We start from the raw sequence: 16,412 nt of genomic DNA, 5'->3' as shown, positions 1-16,412 counted from the left end.
CCGAATAGTGTGTCTGAAACCCGGCGGCTCAGCCGACCGAGGCGGTCGCGAACAGCGGGCGGCCGTACAGGTCGAACGTCAGGCCCGAGACCTTCGGGGCGACGGCGCTGATCAGGGCCGGGCTGTACAGAGGCACGATCGCGGCCTGCTCGGCGTTCCACTGCTGCACCTGGGCGTAGATCGCGTTGCGTGCGGCCGGGTCGGTCGTCGAGGCGCCCTGCTCGAGCAGCGCGTCGAGCGCGGGGTCGCTCACCTGCGAGGCGTTCTGGAACCCGTCGGTGGCGAGGTGGCTGCGCAGCAGATCGGCGTCGACGCCCGAGAAGCCCCAGTCGGTGACGTCGTAGGTCTTCGGTCCGTACTGCTCGTTGTAGGCGCCCGGCTCGAGCACCTCGCGCTGCAGGTCGAAGCCCACGGCCTTCAGGTCGCTCTGCACGGCGTTGGCGAGCGCGGCGCGGTCGTCGGGAACCGGAGTCCACGCGATCCAGCGCGCGGTGAGGCGCTGACCATTCTTGGTGCGGATGCCGTCGGCATCCCGTCCCGTCCAGCCGGCCTCGTCGAGGAGGGCGTTGGCCTGAGCCTGGTCGAAGGGCCACGAGTTCTCGAGGCTCGCGTCGTAGCCGGGGGTCGTCGCGCCCAGGACGCTCCAAGCGCGGGGGTACTGGCCGAAGAAGATCTCCTTCACCGCGGCGTCAACGTCGATCGCGCGGGTGAAGGCCTGACGCACCTTCTGGTCGGCGAACACGCCGTACTTCTCGTTGAGGAACAGCGAGTACGGCAGTCCCGGGTAGGCGATCGACTTCACGGTGTCGTCAGAGGGAACCTGCGCGACGAGGTTCGGCGGCAGGTTGGTGACCACGTCGGTCTGGCCGCTCGACAGCGCGCCCACGCGCACCGACGCCTCGGGCAGGATGTCGACGCGCAGCGTCTTGAAGCTCGGCTTACCGCCGCCGTCGGGACCCCAGGTGTAGTCGTCGTTGCGGGTATACACGATGTCCTGGTCGGGCGTGTATTCGGTGAGCTCGAACGGGCCGGTGCCGACGGTCACGTCGGGGCCGCCGGCCTTCAGCTGGTCGGCCTTGGTCTCGAGCACCTTCGGCGAGTAGAAGCCGAGAAGCGCGGTGCTGGCGGCCTGCAGGAACGGAGCGTAGGGCTGCGTGAACCGCACGCGCACGGTGTGCTCGTCGACCACGTCGGTGCCGGCGTACAGCTCGCCGCCGAGCATGCTGGCGGCCTGCGCCGACGCGGTGTCGGGGTTCACGATGCGGTCGAAGTTCGCCTTGACCGCGGCCGCGTCGAAGGGCGTGCCGTCGTGGAAGGTCACGTCGGTGCGCAGACGGAAGAGGTAGCTCGCGCCGCCGTCCTCGACGTCCCACGACTCGGCGAGCCACGGCGAGAACGTGCCGTCGGCCTCCTGGAACACGAGCGAGTCGAGCACCGCGCGCTGCACCATCGCCGACACGTCGAGCTGGCTGGTCTGCGGGTCCATGTGCCCGGCCGAGAGGTTCGCTCCCTCGATCGCCCAGACGACCTCGCCGTCGCCCTGCGCGGCGGGGTCCGACCCGGCGCAGGAGGAGAGCGAGAGGGCGGAGACGGCCGCGACGGCGACCGCCGACAGCACGCGACGCGAAAGCGAAGAAGGCATGGAGAAACCTCGGAATCTCTGGTGGGAAGGCTTTCAGCTTACCGGGGTTCCTGGACCGGGTGCGGAAACCCCGGCGCGGGGTGCTCGCCGGCAGCGAACGGCCGCGCATCCTCCGCGCGAGTCGCCAGAAATTGTCGCCCAGGGGGACGCGAAGCGACAATTCCTGGCGAGTCACGCAAGATTCCCGCCTCGCGCGCGACCCCCGGTATCGTGGGACCTAGAACCCATCAGGCACGCTCACACAGTGCCGCCCATATCGCTCGAGGAGTACTCCTATGGCCACCATTCCCGACAAGCCCGCCCTGGAAGGCCTCGAGCAGAAGTGGGACGCCGCGTGGCGTGAACGCGGCACGTACGTCTTCGACCGCCTGCGCGCAGCCGAGCTCGGCCGCCAGGGCGTGTACTCCGTCGACACCCCGCCGCCGACGGCATCCGGAAGTCTCCACATCGGCCACGTGTTCTCGTTCACGCACACCGACGTGAAGGTGCGCTTCGAGCGCATGCGCGGCAAGACCGTGTTCTACCCCATGGGCTGGGACGACAACGGCCTGCCGACCGAGCGCCGCGTGCAGAACTACTACGGCGTGCGCTGCGACCCCTCGCTCCCCTACGACGCCGACTCCACCCCGCCGTTCGCGGGTGGCGACAACAAGAGCAGCAAGGCCGCCGACCAGGTGCCCATCAGCCGCCGCAACTTCATCGAGCTCTGTGAGCAGCTGACCGTCGAAGATGAGAAGCAGTTCGAAGATCTCTTCCGCGAGCTGGGCCTCAGCGTCGACTGGACCCAGACCTACCGCACGATCTCCGACGACTCGATCCGCACGAGCCAGCTGGCGTTCCTGCGCAACATCGAGCGCGGCGAGGCGTACCAGGCCCTCGCGCCGACGCTGTGGGACGTGGACTTCCGTTCCGCGATCGCGCAGGCCGAGCTCGAGGATCGCGACCAGCCCGCGGCCTACCACCGCGTGGGCTTCGCCAAGACCGACGGCTCGGGTGACGTGTTCATCGAGACGACCCGCCCCGAGCTGCTGCCCGCGTGCGTGGCCCTCGTCGCCAACCCCGACGACGAGCGCTACCAGCCGCTGTTCGGCACGACCGTGCGCACCCCGCTGTTCGACGTCGAGGTGCCCGTGCTCGCGCACCCCCTCGCGCAGAAGGACAAGGGATCGGGCATCGCCATGATCTGCACCTTCGGCGATGTGACCGACATCATCTGGTGGCGCGAGCTCGACCTCCCCAACCGCACGATCATCGGCAAGGACGGCCGGATCGTGGCCGAGGCTCCCGATGTGATCGTGACGGATGCCGCGAAGGCGGCCTACGACGAGCTCGCGGGCAAGACCGTGTTCAGCGCCAAGAAGCGCATCGTCGAGCTGCTGCAGGAGTCCGGCACTATGGAGGGGGCTCCCAAGCCCTTCACCCACCCCGTGAAGTTCTTCGAGAAGGGGGACCGCCCGCTCGAGATCGTGTCGACGCGCCAGTGGTACATCCGCAACGGAGCACGGGATGCCGAGCTGCGCGAGCGCCTCATCTCGCTCGGTCGCGAGATGTCGTGGCATCCCGACTTCATGCGCGTGCGATTCGAGAACTGGACCAGCGGCCTCACCGGCGACTGGCTCGTGTCGCGGCAGCGCTTCTTCGGCGTGCCGATCCCGGTCTGGTACGGCCTCGACGACAGCGGTGAGCGCGACTACTCGCGCGTGCTGACGCCCGACCTCGCGGCGCTGCCGGTCGACCCCACAGTGGACGTGCCCCCGGGATACACCGAAGACCAGCGCGGCGTGGCCGGAGGGTTCGACGCCGAGCGCGACATCCTCGACACCTGGGCGACCTCGTCGCTCACCCCGCAGCTGGCCGGTGGCTGGCAGCGCGACGAGGAGCTGTGGAATCTCGTGTCGCCGTTCGACCTGCGGCCGCAGGGTCAGGACATCATCCGCACGTGGCTCTTCTCGACCATGCTGCGCAGCGCCCTCGAAGACGACCGCAGCCCGTGGACGGATGCCGCCATCTCGGGCTTCATCGTCGACCCCGACCGCAAAAAGATGTCGAAGTCGAAGGGCAACGTCGTCACGCCCGCCGACATCCTGAAGCAGCACGGCTCCGACGCGGTGCGCTACTGGTCGGCGTCGAGCCGCCTCGGCACCGACGCGGCGTTCGACCCCCAGAACCCCACGCAGGTGAAGATCGGTCGCCGCCTCGCGATCAAGCTCCTGAACGCCGCGAAGTTCGTGCTGTCGTTCCCCGTGCCCGAGGGCGCCGAGGTGACGCACGCGCTCGATGCGTCGATGCTCGCGACGCTGGATGCCGTGGTGCGCGACGCGACCGCGGCGTTCGAGGCGTACGACCACGCGCGGGCGCTCGAGATCACGGAGTCGTTCTTCTGGACGTTCTGCGACGACTACCTCGAGCTCGTCAAGGAGCGCGCGTACGACCAGTCCGACGTGGGCCAGGCCTCGGCCGCCCTTGCCCTGCGCACGGCCCTGTCGACGCTCGTCCGTCTGTTCGCGCCCGTGCTGTCGTTCGCGTCCGAAGAGGTGTGGTCGTGGTTCGAAGAGGGTTCGGTGCACACCGCGGCCTGGCCCGAGCCGCTCGGCATCGAGGGCGACCCGGCCGTGCTCACCGCCGTGAGTGCTGCGCTCATCGGCATCCGTCGCGCCAAGACCGAGGCGAAGGCCTCGCAGAAGACGCCGGTGACCTCGCTCACCGTGTCGGGGCCGCACGTCGAGGCTCTGCGCCTCGCCGAGGGCGACCTGCGCGCCGTGGGCCGCATCGAGATGATCTCGTTCGCCGAGGCCGACACCACCACCGTGACCGACATCGTGTTCGCACCCCAGGAGGCCTGATGCAACTCGGAACCCGCTGGACCGCCCGCGAACAGCCACCGAAGGCTGTTCCCGAGGTGCTCCACGCCCAGATCGCCGCCGTCGAAGCCGCGCTGAACCCCGATGGGCTCAGCGCGCCCGCTCCGAAGTGGACGCTGACCTTCCTCGAGGGGCGCCCCGTCGCCGAGCTCGACACGGGGGTCATCGTGAGCCAGGATGCCGCGGGCGAGGTCGTCGTGCGTTACGACGACGACGCCGAGTTCGCCTGAGCCTCACCGCTCGCGATCGCAGAGCCCGTCGACGCCTTCGCGCGTCGGCGGGCTCTGTGCGTTGCGTTTCTCGGGTGGCTGGGCCTGTCGAAGCCACCGGCGGTTCACCGGTCGCGGGCCTCGACAAGCCCCGGGCCCTGAGGCGTCACCGCGGCAGCAGGTACCGCGCGGCATCCGCCGACATCGCCAGCGACGCGGCACGTCCGGCTCGCCGCGCGGGCTCCGCCTCGACGGCCCACGCGCGACGGCGCATCCGCTCTTCGGCGGCGCGGGCCATCGCTCGCGACAGCGCGAGCAGCGCGGCCTCGAGTCGGGTGGGACGCACCGGCAGGGCGATGGTGCGGGTGACGGCGGTCATGCGGAGCCCCTCTCGGTCGGCAGCGGGAAGACGTCGTTGCGGATCGTCACGGGGCGGACGCCCTCGCCCTCCTGATCGCGGTAACGCTGGACGGTCTCATCGATGAGCGCCCCGATGCGCTGCACGAGATCCCGCGACTGCTCGGCGGTCAGGCGCGCGGTCGCGGTCGAGATCACGGACGCGTCGCGCCACTCTTCGTCCTCGTCCCAGCCGTGCGTGGCGAAGTGCATGAGCTGCTGGTGACGCAGCGTCAGGGTCTCGGAGTGAACGGCTTCCAGCACGGCGCGTCCCGACGGCGTGTGCTCGAGCTCGGGGTTGGTCAGCGTGACGCTGCCGGCCGGACGCTCCCACCAGCGTTCGCGGGCGGTTCCGCGATCGGCGACTTCGCGGATGAGGTCGTGACGGGCCAGCGCCCGCAGGTGGTAGCTCGTCGCTCCGGTGGACTCCCCCGTCAGCTCCGCGAGGCTGCTCGCGGTCTGCGGGCCGTACTGGCTGAGGATGTCGTAGAGCCGCACGCGCAGCGGGTGCGCCAGGGCGCGGAGCGCGCCGGCATCCAGAACACGCTCTTCGCGGGGCTCCGACCTGTCGACCATGAATGCAAAGATACCTTTGCACGGAATCCTTTGCAACATCTTCTCTGCACCCCGTCCACGACTGCGCCTAGGCTGGATGAATGACGGATGCCGTGAACAATCCCCTCCTCGCGCCGCCCTCGCTCCCCTACGACCTGCCGCCCTACGGCAGCATCGACGTCGAGCACTACCTCCCCGCCTTCCGCGCCGGTTTCGCCGCGCAGCGGGCGGAGGTCGACGCGATCACCGCGCAGAGCGACGCGGCCACGTTCGAGAACACACTGGTCGCCCTGGAGCGCAGCGGGCAGATGCTCGACCGCGTCGCGCGCACCTTCTACACCGTGGCCTCCGCCGACGGCACGCTCGCGATCCAGGCCGTCGAGGAGGAGCTCGCTCCCCTCATGTCGGCGCACCGCGATGCGATCCACCTCGACGCCGATCTGTTCGCCCGGATCGCCGCCGTGCACGCGCAGCTCGACTCCCTCGGCCTCGACGCCGAGAGCCGTTACCTCGTCGAGCGGTACCACCGCGAGATGTCGTTGGCCGGCGCCGGTCTCGACGATGCGCAGAAGCAGGAGCTGACGGAGCTGAACCAGCGACTGTCGGTGCTGACGACCACGTTCGAGAAGAACCTGCTCGCCGACACCAACGGGCTCGCGGTGGTGTTCGACTCCGCCGACGAGCTCGACGGCCTCAGCGACGGTGAGCTCTCGGCGGCGGCGCAGGCGGCCACGAGTCGCGGCCTCGACGGGCGCTACGTCGTGAACCTCACGCTGTACACCGGTCACCCTCTGCTCGCGTCGCTGACGAACCGAGAGAGCCGTCGCCGTCTGCTCGAGGCCTCGCGCTCGCGCGCCACGCGCGGCAACGACAACGACAACCGCGCGGTCCTCCGCGAGATCGTGCGCCTGCGCGCCGAGCGCGCCGCGGTACTCGGCTACCCCTCACACGCCGCCGCCGTCCTCGCCGATCAGACGGCGGGTTCTCCGGATGCCGCGCGCGACCTGCTGCGCCGACTCGCCACCCCCGCTGCCGCCAACACCCGGGCCGAGCAAGAGGCTCTGCAGAAGATTGCCGAGGCCGATGGCATCCGGATCGAAGCCCACGACTGGGCCTTCTACACCGAGAAGGTCCGCGCCGAGCGCTACGACCTCGACCGCGCAGCCCTGCGTCCGTGGTTCGAGGCAGAGCGGGTGCTGCGCGACGGCGTGTTCTTCGCGGCCGAGAAGCTCTACGGCATCCGCATGACCGAACGCCACGACCTTCAGGGCTATCACCCCGACGTTCGCGTCTTCGAGGTGCACAACGCCGACGGCAGCGAGCTCGGGCTGTTCCTGCTCGACCTGTACACGCGTGACAGCAAGCGCGGCGGGGCGTGGATGAACTCGATCGTGACGCAGTCGGCCCTCCGCGGCACCGCCCCGGTCGTCGTCAACAACCTGAACGTGAACAAGCCCGCCCCCGGCACCCCGACGCTGCTGACGCTGGACGAGGTCACCACGCTCTTCCACGAGTTCGGCCACGCCCTGCACGGACTGTTCGCCACTGTCACGTACCCGCACTTCGGGGGAACGGCCGTCTACCGCGACTTCGTCGAGTTCCCCAGTCAGGTGAACGAGATGTGGATCCTCTGGCCCGAGATCCTGACCAACTACGCCCGTCACATCGACACCGACGAGCCGCTGCCGACCGATGTTGTCGAGCGTCTGCACGCCTCCGAGGCGTTCAACCAGGGCTTCGCCACGAGCGAGTACCTCGCCGCGTCCTGGATCGACCAGGCGTGGCACGGCCTCTCGGTCGAGGAGGCGTCGGCCGACATCGACGTCGCGGCCTTCGAGGCGGCGGCCCTCGCGGACATCGGACTCGACAATCCCGCCGTCCCCACCCGCTACGCCTCGACGTACTTCGCCCACGTGTTCTCGGGCGGTTACAGCGCCGGGTACTACTCGTACATCTGGAGCGAGGTGCTCGACGCCGATACCGTGGAGTGGTTCCGCGAGAACGGCGGCCTCACGCGCGAGAACGGCGACCGGTTCCGCCAGAAGCTGCTGGGAGTCGGTGGTTCCGGCGATCCTCTTGCCGCCTACCGGGATTTCCGGGGCCGTGATGCCGAGATCCAGCCGCTTCTGCAGCGCCGCGGTCTCGCCGGCTGAGGTCGACGTGCCCGGCCGCTCTCGGCGTCCGGGCACGTAGCGTCAGAGTGCGTACTTGAAGCCGACGTGCGAGTCGGCGAAACCGAGACGCGTGTAGAACCGGTGGGCGTCCACGCGCGCAGCGTCGGAGGTCAGCTGCACGAGGGCCGCGCCGGTCGCGGGTGCGGCGACGTGCATCACCCAGCGCATCACCGCGCTGCCGATCCCACCGGAACGCACACTCGAAGACACCCTGACCGCCTCGACGAGCAGCCGGGTGGCCCCCTGACGTGCCATGCCGGGGATGACAGTGAGTTGCAGGGTGCCGATCACCACCCCCGCCGCGTCGTCGACGACGATCAGATCATTCAACGGCGCCTCGAGGACGCTCCGCAATGCGGTGGCGTACGTTCCCTCGTCCGAGGCATCGGCGCGATCGCCGCGCGCCGCACTGACGGGGTCATCTGCCAGGAGCGCCATCAACGCGGGCAGGTCGGTCGGCTTCGCCCGGCGGACGGTCACCTCGCCGATGCGGGCGGTCACCGTCGTGGGCAGATCGAGGTCGGAGAGCACGTTCTCCATCTTGCCGTGCGCGTCAGCGCCAGCCGAGCACCTCGCGCACGACTGCTTGCGACGCCGGTGAGCCGTCGTTCTTGATGGAGAGCAGCTTCTCGCTGGAGACGAGCCGGTTTCTCGAACGGTACAGATCGGTAATCTCCGTGACCGCTCCCCGGAGGAGAGGGGCGGCGTCGTTGGCGTACGAGCCACCGCGGGTCGAGTAATGCGGATAGACCACGAGCTCTGACGCGTCACCTAGCGACCGGGCTGCAGCGACGACGAGGGTCGGAGTCGCGCCACGCCAGAACCGCGGAAAGAACTCCAGCCCCGTGCCCTCGGCGAAGAATTCCAGCACGCTCCGCTTCCGTGACTGTTTGATGTCTCCGAGGCGAACGTCACGCACAACCCACTCCGAGCCGAGCTGGCGGATGGCGTTCGCATAAGCATCACCGCCGTCTACGAAACCGGAGCGCACGAGCACGTCTACCGCCGTGCGGAGAAGGTCGACAGGATCTTCGTTCACGACGAGCCGTGCCCCGCCGGGATCGATTCCGTTCCACCGAAGCGGGGCGACGTGCGCGTCCTCGCCGCGATCTCTCGAGGTCACAGCGACCACGCTCTCGCGACGGCGTCATCAGCATCGCGGTATGCCTGGGCGGCCACGCGGGCAGCTTCGGCGGCCGCACGGCCGACATCAACCATGTGAGTCACGTCGTTGAGCCAGGTCGTCTGCTTGGCGGCGTAGGAGGTCGCCGCTTCGCCCTTCCATGCGCCAAGGAGCGCGTCGCGGGCAGATGAGAGTGTTGCCGTCTCAGACGCAATGCGGTGCGCCGCGGCATCGATCGAGGACGCCGTGTCGATAAGACTGTCCGGCTTGATGGAGAAGATCGTCATTGATTCAATGCTCCTCTTCACGGTCCGCGACGCGCGAGGTCCAGCGCGTCGCGGATCTTGGTCAATGCCTCAGCGTGGCGCTCCCGCGATTGTCGAACGGCAGCGTCGAACTCGGCGTCGGGCGCGGTGCGGTTAGTGTCCGATTCTTCTCCATCGTCGGCCTCGTTCCAGGAGTCGCGAAGCGAGCGCACGTTGTCCAGTGACATCTTGCGCAACGCTTGCGCCGCCGCGCTCTGGTCGTCTCCTCCGAAAACCGCGCGCAAACTTGTCTCGCCTAGATCGATCCGAGACTGCACGATGCGCCAATCCGCGCCCATTTCGCCCGCGCGAGCGCGGGCCGCGCGACTCTCGTCGGCTTCTCGTCGCGCCTCCGCCTCGATGGCGGACCGCCGATCCTCACGCTCGACGTCCTCTTGCAGCAAACGTGCAAAAGTCTCGGCCATGGTTCGGAAGTCACCGACCAGACGCTCGTCGTCGGGTCCGGGGATGTGATCTGGAAACGCGTCATGCATTGGGGCCATCAAACTCTCACCGCCGCACCGCGAGCAAGTCCCTCGTAAAGATCAGCCATTCGCATCGCACTGTCCGTCATCGTGCCGATGTTGCTCACCATTCCGGATACGAGGTCGTAAATCATGTTGATCCACTTGTACGCCCATCGTGCATCCTCGATGAGCTTGTAGACCGTAACTCCTGCATTCACCGCCGCCACGACCCAGCCACCGACCGGCACGGCTGCGGCTGCGGCAATACGAAGAAGATCTTCCGACAGCCGAGCCAGGATCTTCAAGATCCGACCGACGGCTTCTTTGCACAGCAGGATCAGCACCTTGATCGCCGTCGCCACGGTGCCCGCGGGTCCTGCCACGACGGTGTGGGCCTGCGACATCACGCCGGCCGCCGCGACGAACGCCTCGGAGCCCTTGCCGGTCCACGACGCGAGGGGCGGCAGAAGCCCCATCGCGTTCTGACCGATCGCGCTCATGGCGTCCCCCGCGTGCGTCCAGGCGAACTGTGCCTCGCGCATGCGCTCCCAGTCGCCCGAGAAGGGCTTCGTCACCTCTTCCAATAGTGAGTAGCCGACGAGCTCTTCGAAGAGCCAGTCCACTCCGCCGAAGATCGGACCAGCCTTCCAACGGATGCTCTCGATCTCGGGATCCTCGCCCTGGGGTCGAGAGAGGAAGGAGCGCACGTCCTGCTTCTCGGTGACCGTTCGAGACGCGGAGAGTCCGTCTCCCACGCGGTCGGAGATTCCCGATGCCGTCCCGTCGGCCCACTCGACGGCCGAGTAGCCGTCCCAGAAGGCTTGGTTGAACAGGTTCCCGTCGGGCTCGCCGTAGCGTCTCGATGCCCCGCCCTGTGCAGCGCCGAGAATCGGCGCGGTGCCAGGCGCATACGGCGGCGTGTCGACGCCGAGAGACGCGGCGACCTGAGCGATCGCGTCGTGCGCCGTCTGCTCGGCAGCGCGGTACGCGGCGACCGTCTCGCCCATCCGCTCGGTGCCGATGCCGAAAGCCTGCGACGACATGTCGGCCACGCGTTTTCCGACGTCGACGATGCCGTCGCTGATCGGCTGAAACAGCTGCAGGATGAGGCCCAACTCTCCCGCATTCAGGCGGGCGTACGTTTCGAGGTGTTCCCCGATCGCCTGCCCGTGTTCGGCCTGCCTCTCGAGCACCTGCTGCGCAAGCGACAGCTGGTCGGTATCGACATCCATTCGGTCCCCCCGGTCCGTAGGTGAAGGTGTGAGCGGAGCGGGTTACGCGCTCCGTCGCTTCTGCGCCAGCACGATGGTCGGCTGCGCGCGGTCTTCGACGGCCGCACGCGTGATGACGACCTTAGCGATGTCGTCGGCCGAGGGCACGTCGAACATGATCGGGCCCAGGACGTCTTCGAGGATCGCGCGCAGACCGCGCGCGCCGGTCTTCCGCAGAACGGCGAGGTCGGCGATCGCGCGCAGCGCGTCCTCTTCGAACTCGAGCTGCACACCGTCGAGCTCGAACATCCGCTGGTACTGCTTGACCAGCGCGTTGCGCGGTGCCGTGAGGATCTCCATCAACGCGTCCTGATCCAGGGGCGAGACGGATGCCACGACGGGCAGGCGACCGATGAACTCGGGGATCAGGCCGAACTTGTGAAGATCCTCGGGCAGGGCCTCGCTGAACAGGTCGGGCGCGTCTTCCTTGCGCTGCAGCGGAGCGCCGAAACCGACGCCGTGCTTGCCGACGCGTGCCGAGATGATCTCTTCGAGACCCGCGAAGGCCCCGGCCACGATGAACAGGACGTTCGTCGTGTCGATCTGGATGAACTCCTGGTGCGGGTGCTTGCGGCCGCCCTGCGGCGGAACCGAAGCGACCGTTCCCTCGAGGATCTTCAGCAGCGCCTGCTGCACGCCCTCGCCCGACACGTCGCGCGTGATCGAGGGGTTCTCGGCCTTGCGGGCGATCTTGTCGACCTCGTCGATGTAGATGATGCCGGTCTCGGCGCGCTTGACGTCGAAGTCGGCGGCCTGCAGGAGCTTCAGCAGGATGTTCTCGACGTCTTCACCGACGTAGCCGGCCTCGGTGAGGGCGGTGGCATCGGCGACCGCGAAGGGCACGTTGAGGCGCTTCGCGAGGGTCTGGGCGAGGTAGGTCTTGCCGCAACCGGTGGGCCCGAGCAGCAGGATGTTGCTCTTGGCGATGTCGATCTCTTCGGCGCGCTGCTCCGCGGGCTGAAGGGTGCCGTGCGAGCGCACGCGCTTGTAGTGGTTGTAGACGGCCACGGCGAGGGCGCGCTTGGCGGGCTCCTGCCCGACGACGTACTCCTCGAGGAACGAGAAGATCTCGCGCGGCTTGGGCAGGTCGAACTCGGCGACCTCCCCGGCCGACGATTCGGCCATGCGCTCTTCGATGATCTCGTTGCAGAGCTCGACGCACTCGTCGCAGATGTAGACGCCCGGACCGGCGATCAGCTGCTGTACCTGCTTCTGGCTCTTGCCGCAGAAGGAGCACTTGAACAGGTCGGCGCTCTCACCGATACGTGCCATGGCCGGTTCCTCCCGTCACCCGGCCCCCGCCGGTGTGTTACCCGAGCCTAACCCGAGCCCGGGTGATCCAAGGGCATTCGCGCGCGCGGCGGTGTCGTGATCGCCCACGGCGGACTCCCGGCATCCGGTCTCGCACCCGATCGTCGCGCACGTCGAGCTGCCGCTGTGGCCACCCCGCCGCGGCGGCAGGCGGCGCCGAGACGGCATCTCGCTGACGCGTCCGTTGCAGCGTGACGCCGATTCGTCACCCAGATGCGGTCTCGCGGTCCGGAGCCCCGCGCACGACAACCCCCAACGCGCGACGAAGCCCCGCAGACCGAAACGGGTCTGCGGGGCTTCGTCGTGTCGCGAGCGCGTCAGGCGGTGAGGGCCGCCGGGGTGCGCTTGCGGGTCGTGAGCACCTGGTCGACGATGCCGTACTCCATCGCCTCGGCGGCCGAGAGGATCTTGTCGCGGTCGATGTCCTTGTTGACCTTCGCGACGTCCTGACCGGTGTGGCGCGCCATGGTCTCTTCGAGCCAGGTGCGCATGCGGAGGATCTCCTGCGCCTGAATCTCGATGTCGGACGCCTGTCCGTGTCCGGCCTCGCCCATGGCGGGCTGGTGGATCAGGATGCGGGCGTTCGGCAGGGCGAGACGCTTGCCGGGGGCGCCGGCGGCCAGCAGCACGGATGCCGCGGAGGCGGCCTGACCGAGCACGACCGTCTGGATCTGCGGCGAGACGTACTGCATCGTGTCGTAGATCGCCGTCATGGCCGTGAACGAGCCACCGGGCGAGTTGATGTACATGATGATGTCGCGGTCGGGGTCCTGCGACTCGAGCACGAGCAGCTGGGCCATGACGTCATCGGCCGACGCGTCGTCGACCTGCACGCCGAGGAAGATTACGCGGTCTTCGAACAGCTTGTTATAGGGGTCCTGGCGCTTGTAGCCGTAGGCCGTGCGCTCCTCGAACTGAGGAAGGACGTAGCGGCTCGAAGGCATGTGCGATGCGGCGCCGCCGAAAGTGGGGATGTTCATGATGGTGTCCTTTTCCTCTCGGCTCAGGCCGCGGTTCCGCCGCCGCCGGTGACGTCGGTGGCGTGCTCGCGCATGTGGTCGACGAAGCCGTACTCGAGGGCTTCCTGAGCGGTGAACCAGCGGTCGCGGTCACCGTCGGCGTTGATCTGCTCGACGCTCTTGCCGGTCTGGGCCGCGGTGATCTCGGCGAGACGGCGCTTCATGTCGAGGATGAGCTGCGCCTGCGTCTGGATGTCGCTCGACGTTCCACCGAAGCCACCGTGGGGCTGGTGCAGCAGCACGCGCGCGTTCGGCGTGATGTAGCGCTTGCCCTTGGTGCCGCTGGTCAGCAGCAGCTGGCCCATCGAGGCCGCCATGCCGATACCGACGGTGACGATGTCGTTCGGCACGAACTGCATCGTGTCGTAGATCGCCATACCGGCCGTGATCGAGCCGCCGGGTGAGTTGATGTAGAGGTAGATGTCCTTCTGCGGGTCTTCTGCGGCAAGCAGCAGGATCTTGGCGCAGATCTCGTTGGCGTTGTCGTCGCGCACCTCGGAACCGAGCCAGATGATGCGGTCCTTGAGCAGTCTGTCGAAGACGCTCGTTGCCATAAGGGGTTCGGGCATGTGTGCTCCTCTTCCGTGATCTGAAATGAATCTACCGGCGCGTTCCGGAGCGGGATGCCGTGTTCGCCGCGGGCGGATCAGCGCGCGTTGTCGGCGATTTCTCGCGCATATCCCGTCACAGAACGGGCATAGCGCGGCAGGTGCGGGGCGAGGGCCTGAAGGGCGATGGATGCCGCCCGCTCGGGCTTGCCGTTCGACACGAGCGCGAGGGCGTAGAAGGCGGCGGCCGCGTCGTGCAGAGGCCCGCGCGGTTCGCGCTCGTACTCCGCCTCGAGCATCGCGAGCGACTCTTCGGTCTTGCCGAGGTTGCGGATCGTGCTCGCGAGTTGGATCGTCGCCCGCGTGCGTCGCTCGTCGTCGAGCCCGATCTCCAGGGCGCGGCGGTACAGCACCTCCGCCTCGTCTTCGACGCCGGCCGAGTCGCGCGCCCCGGCGCGTTCGAACAGCGCCACCGCATCGTCCGCCGGGCGCTCGGTGGCGAGCTCATCGATCCGCTCGATCACGAGCTCGGGGCTCAGCGTGTCATGGGCCCAGACGGCATCCACCCTGCTCTGCCAGTCGTTCATGTGTCGCATCCTCATCATCGTTCTGATCCCACGCTCACGCACTGCATGTTCAGAACACCCCGGGACGCTCGAGATGCGGTCCGAGTGTTCTGGACACTCAGCGGGGTCGTTCCCCCGGACGGCGCCCGGGGACGGAAAAGGGGGCGGATGCCACGGCATCCGCCCCCTTCGTCACGACTTACTCGCTGTCGGCGGCTTCGTCGGTCTTCTTCTTGGCGGGGGCGCGCTTCTTGGCGGGAGCCTTCGCGGGGGCCTCCTCCGCGGCGGGCGCCTCGTCAGCGTCGGCCTTCTTCTTCGCGGGGGCGCGCTTCTTGGCGGGAGCCTTCGCGGGAGCCTCCTCAACGGCGGCCTCCTCGGCGGGAGCCTCGTCCGCAGCGTCGTCACCCTCGACGGGCTCTTCGCCCTCGACGGCGACGAAACCGGTCAGGTCGACGGGCTTGCCGTCGGTGTCGACGACGGTGACCTTGCCGAGCGCGATCGCGAGGGCCTTGTTGCGAGCGACCTCACCGACGAGCGCGGGCAGCTGGTTGCCCTGCTGCAGCGCGTTGACGAAGTCCTGCGGCGCCATGTTGTACTGCGCGGCCGACTGGATCAGGTACTGGGTCAGCTCGTCCTGCGACACCTGGACGTTGGCGTCTTCGGCGATCTTGTCGAGCACCATCTGCGTGCGGAACTGCTTCTCGCTCGCTTCGGTGACCTCGGCGCGGTGCTCGTCGTCTTCGAGGCGGTTCTCGCCCTCGAGGTGCTGGTGCACCTCGTCCTCGATGAGCTGCGGCGGAACCGGGATCTCGACGGCCTCGAGGAGCGCCTCGATGAACTTGTCGCGCGCGGCCGAACCCTGGGTGAAGACGGACTGCTGCGACACGCGCTCGCTGAGCGACTCGCGCAGCTCGGCGATGGTGTCGAACTCCGACGCCATCTGCGCGAAGTCGTCGTCGGCCTCGGGGAGCTCGCGCTCCTTGACGGCGGTGATGGTGACCGAGACCTCGGCCTCTTCACCGGCGTGCTCGCCGCCGACCAGCTTCGAACGGAACGTGGTCTGCTCGTCGGCCGTGAGCGACTCGATGGCCTCATCGATGCCCTCGAGCAGTTCGCCCGAGCCGATCTCGTACGACACGCCCTCGGCGCGGTCGATCTCGTTGCCGTCGATCGTGGCGACCAGGTCGAGCTCGACGAAGTCACCGGTCTTGGCGGGACGGTCGACCGTGATCAGCGTGCCGAAGCGCGCACGCAGGCGGTCGAGCTCGGCGTCGATACCGGCCTCGTCGACCTCGGCGGCGTCGACCGTCACCGTGATCGAGTCGTACGCGGGCAGGTCGAACTCGGGGCGAACGTCGACCTCGACGTCGACGATGAGGTCGCCCGAGAAGTCCTTGAGCTCGGGGAGCTCGACGATCTCGGCGTTCGGACGACCGATGACGCGCAGGTCGTTGGCCTCGACGGCCTCGCGGTAGAACCCGTCGAGCCCTTCGTTGACGGCGTGCTCGATGACGGCGCCGCGGCCCATGCGCTGGTCGATGATCGGCGCGGGCACCTTACCCTTGCGGAAGCCGGGGATCTGCACGTCGCGGGCGATGTGCTCGTAGGCGTGGGCGATGCTCGGCTTGAGCTCGTCGGGCGAAACCGTGATGTGCAGCTTGACCCGGGTGGGGCTGAGCTTCTCGACGGTGCTGTTGACCATGCGGTTCGTTCTCCTCGTGTGGCCCGCGCGCACGCGGGGGCCGATTGGGCCTGTGGTCTGTGGGGCCGTTCGTCGGGGCGACAGGATTTGAACCTGCGGCCTCCCGCTCCCAAAGCGGGCGCTCTACCAAGCTGAGCTACGCCCCGGGGCGGCGCGCGGCACGCGCCGACGAAACGACCGCTGAAAGTCTAGTCGATCCCCCTGGCTGCGCCGATTTCGCCGACCCCCTTGCGTGTGAGAGCGGAGGGATACCGACTTTCCCG

General features: G+C 68.2%; 16 protein-coding genes and 1 tRNA gene. 3 read left to right on the top strand and 14 right to left on the bottom strand.

What is annotated here, in order from left to right; genetic code table 11:
• Window positions 1-28: 28 nt before the first annotated feature.
• Window positions 29-1,642: an ABC transporter substrate-binding protein gene (locus QBE02_RS01885; RefSeq protein WP_279366909.1), complete on the bottom strand. Its 1,614-nt coding sequence runs from the start codon at window positions 1,640-1,642 to the stop codon at window positions 29-31.
• A gap of 275 nt (window positions 1,643-1,917) precedes the next feature.
• Here QBE02_RS01885 and valS point away from each other — a divergent pair, with 275 nt between their 5' ends.
• Entirely contained in the window at window positions 1,918-4,485 is a 2,568-nt protein-coding gene (gene valS / locus QBE02_RS01880) for a valine--tRNA ligase (protein WP_279366908.1), read from the top strand.
• Entirely contained in the window at window positions 4,485-4,733 is a 249-nt protein-coding gene (locus QBE02_RS01875; RefSeq protein ID WP_056231099.1) for a hypothetical protein, read from the top strand. Before valS ends, QBE02_RS01875 begins: the two co-directional genes overlap by 1 nt.
• Window positions 4,734-4,878: 145 nt before the next feature.
• Here QBE02_RS01875 and QBE02_RS01870 read toward each other — a convergent pair whose 3' ends face one another.
• Window positions 4,879-5,091 (bottom strand): hypothetical protein, encoded by a 213-nt coding sequence (locus tag QBE02_RS01870; protein ID WP_279366907.1) that lies wholly within the window; start codon window positions 5,089-5,091, stop codon window positions 4,879-4,881.
• Entirely contained in the window at window positions 5,088-5,684 is a 597-nt protein-coding gene (locus QBE02_RS01865) for a helix-turn-helix domain-containing protein (protein WP_279366906.1), read from the bottom strand. Before QBE02_RS01865 ends, QBE02_RS01870 begins: the two co-directional genes overlap by 4 nt.
• 80 nt (window positions 5,685-5,764) lie before the next feature.
• On the opposite strand from QBE02_RS01865, the gene QBE02_RS01860 reads away from it, so the two are divergent.
• Window positions 5,765-7,816 (top strand): M3 family metallopeptidase, encoded by a 2,052-nt coding sequence (locus tag QBE02_RS01860; RefSeq protein WP_279366905.1) that lies wholly within the window; start codon window positions 5,765-5,767, stop codon window positions 7,814-7,816.
• Window positions 7,817-7,858: 42 nt separating this feature from the next.
• On the opposite strand, the gene QBE02_RS01855 is transcribed toward QBE02_RS01860, so the two are convergent.
• The 11 genes from QBE02_RS01855 to QBE02_RS01805 all read right to left on the bottom strand — a co-directional run bounded on the left by QBE02_RS01855 (window position 7,859) and on the right by QBE02_RS01805 (window position 16,295).
• Window positions 7,859-8,368, bottom strand: a complete 510-nt coding sequence (locus QBE02_RS01855; RefSeq protein ID WP_279366904.1) for a GNAT family N-acetyltransferase — start codon at window positions 8,366-8,368, stop codon at window positions 7,859-7,861.
• Window positions 8,369-8,390: 22 nt separating this feature from the next.
• Window positions 8,391-8,969, bottom strand: a complete 579-nt coding sequence (locus tag QBE02_RS01850; protein ID WP_279366902.1) for a hypothetical protein — start codon at window positions 8,967-8,969, stop codon at window positions 8,391-8,393.
• On the bottom strand, window positions 8,957-9,247 hold the full coding sequence (locus tag QBE02_RS01845) for a WXG100 family type VII secretion target (protein ID WP_279366900.1): 291 nt from the start codon (window positions 9,245-9,247) through the stop codon (window positions 8,957-8,959). The genes QBE02_RS01850 and QBE02_RS01845 overlap by 13 nt, the downstream gene beginning before the upstream one ends.
• Window positions 9,248-9,264: 17 nt before the next feature.
• Window positions 9,265-9,759: a hypothetical protein gene (locus tag QBE02_RS01840; RefSeq protein WP_279366898.1), complete on the bottom strand. Its 495-nt coding sequence runs from the start codon at window positions 9,757-9,759 to the stop codon at window positions 9,265-9,267.
• An 8-nt stretch (window positions 9,760-9,767) separates the two neighbouring features.
• Window positions 9,768-10,964 carry a hypothetical protein gene (locus QBE02_RS01835; RefSeq protein WP_279366897.1) on the bottom strand — a complete coding sequence of 399 codons (1,197 nt, stop codon included), beginning with the start codon at window positions 10,962-10,964 and terminating at the stop codon, window positions 9,768-9,770.
• Window positions 10,965-11,006: 42 nt separating this feature from the next.
• On the bottom strand, window positions 11,007-12,275 hold the full coding sequence (clpX, locus tag QBE02_RS01830; RefSeq protein ID WP_056231076.1) for an ATP-dependent Clp protease ATP-binding subunit ClpX: 1,269 nt from the start codon (window positions 12,273-12,275) through the stop codon (window positions 11,007-11,009).
• 356 nt (window positions 12,276-12,631) lie between these two features.
• On the bottom strand, window positions 12,632-13,294 hold the full coding sequence (locus QBE02_RS01825; protein WP_056231073.1) for an ATP-dependent Clp protease proteolytic subunit: 663 nt from the start codon (window positions 13,292-13,294) through the stop codon (window positions 12,632-12,634).
• A gap of 23 nt (window positions 13,295-13,317) precedes the next feature.
• Window positions 13,318-13,902 (bottom strand): ATP-dependent Clp protease proteolytic subunit, encoded by a 585-nt coding sequence (locus QBE02_RS01820; protein WP_056231069.1) that lies wholly within the window; start codon window positions 13,900-13,902, stop codon window positions 13,318-13,320.
• Window positions 13,903-13,979: 77 nt separating this feature from the next.
• Window positions 13,980-14,468, bottom strand: a complete 489-nt coding sequence (locus tag QBE02_RS01815; protein WP_279366894.1) for a tetratricopeptide repeat protein — start codon at window positions 14,466-14,468, stop codon at window positions 13,980-13,982.
• A gap of 178 nt (window positions 14,469-14,646) precedes the next feature.
• Complete coding sequence (gene tig / locus QBE02_RS01810) at window positions 14,647-16,149, bottom strand: trigger factor (RefSeq protein WP_279366891.1); 1,503 nt, start codon at window positions 16,147-16,149, stop codon at window positions 14,647-14,649.
• A 72-nt stretch (window positions 16,150-16,221) separates the two neighbouring features.
• Window positions 16,222-16,295: transfer RNA gene (locus tag QBE02_RS01805), tRNA-Pro, on the bottom strand.
• Window positions 16,296-16,412 lie beyond the last annotated feature (117 nt).

The sequence above is a fragment of the Microbacterium testaceum genome, assembly GCF_029761935.1.
GTDB classification, from domain to species: Bacteria; Actinomycetota; Actinomycetes; order Actinomycetales; family Microbacteriaceae; genus Microbacterium; species Microbacterium testaceum_A.
Note: the sequence above shows the minus strand (reverse complement) of the source record. Positions and strands in the feature narration are given on the sequence as shown.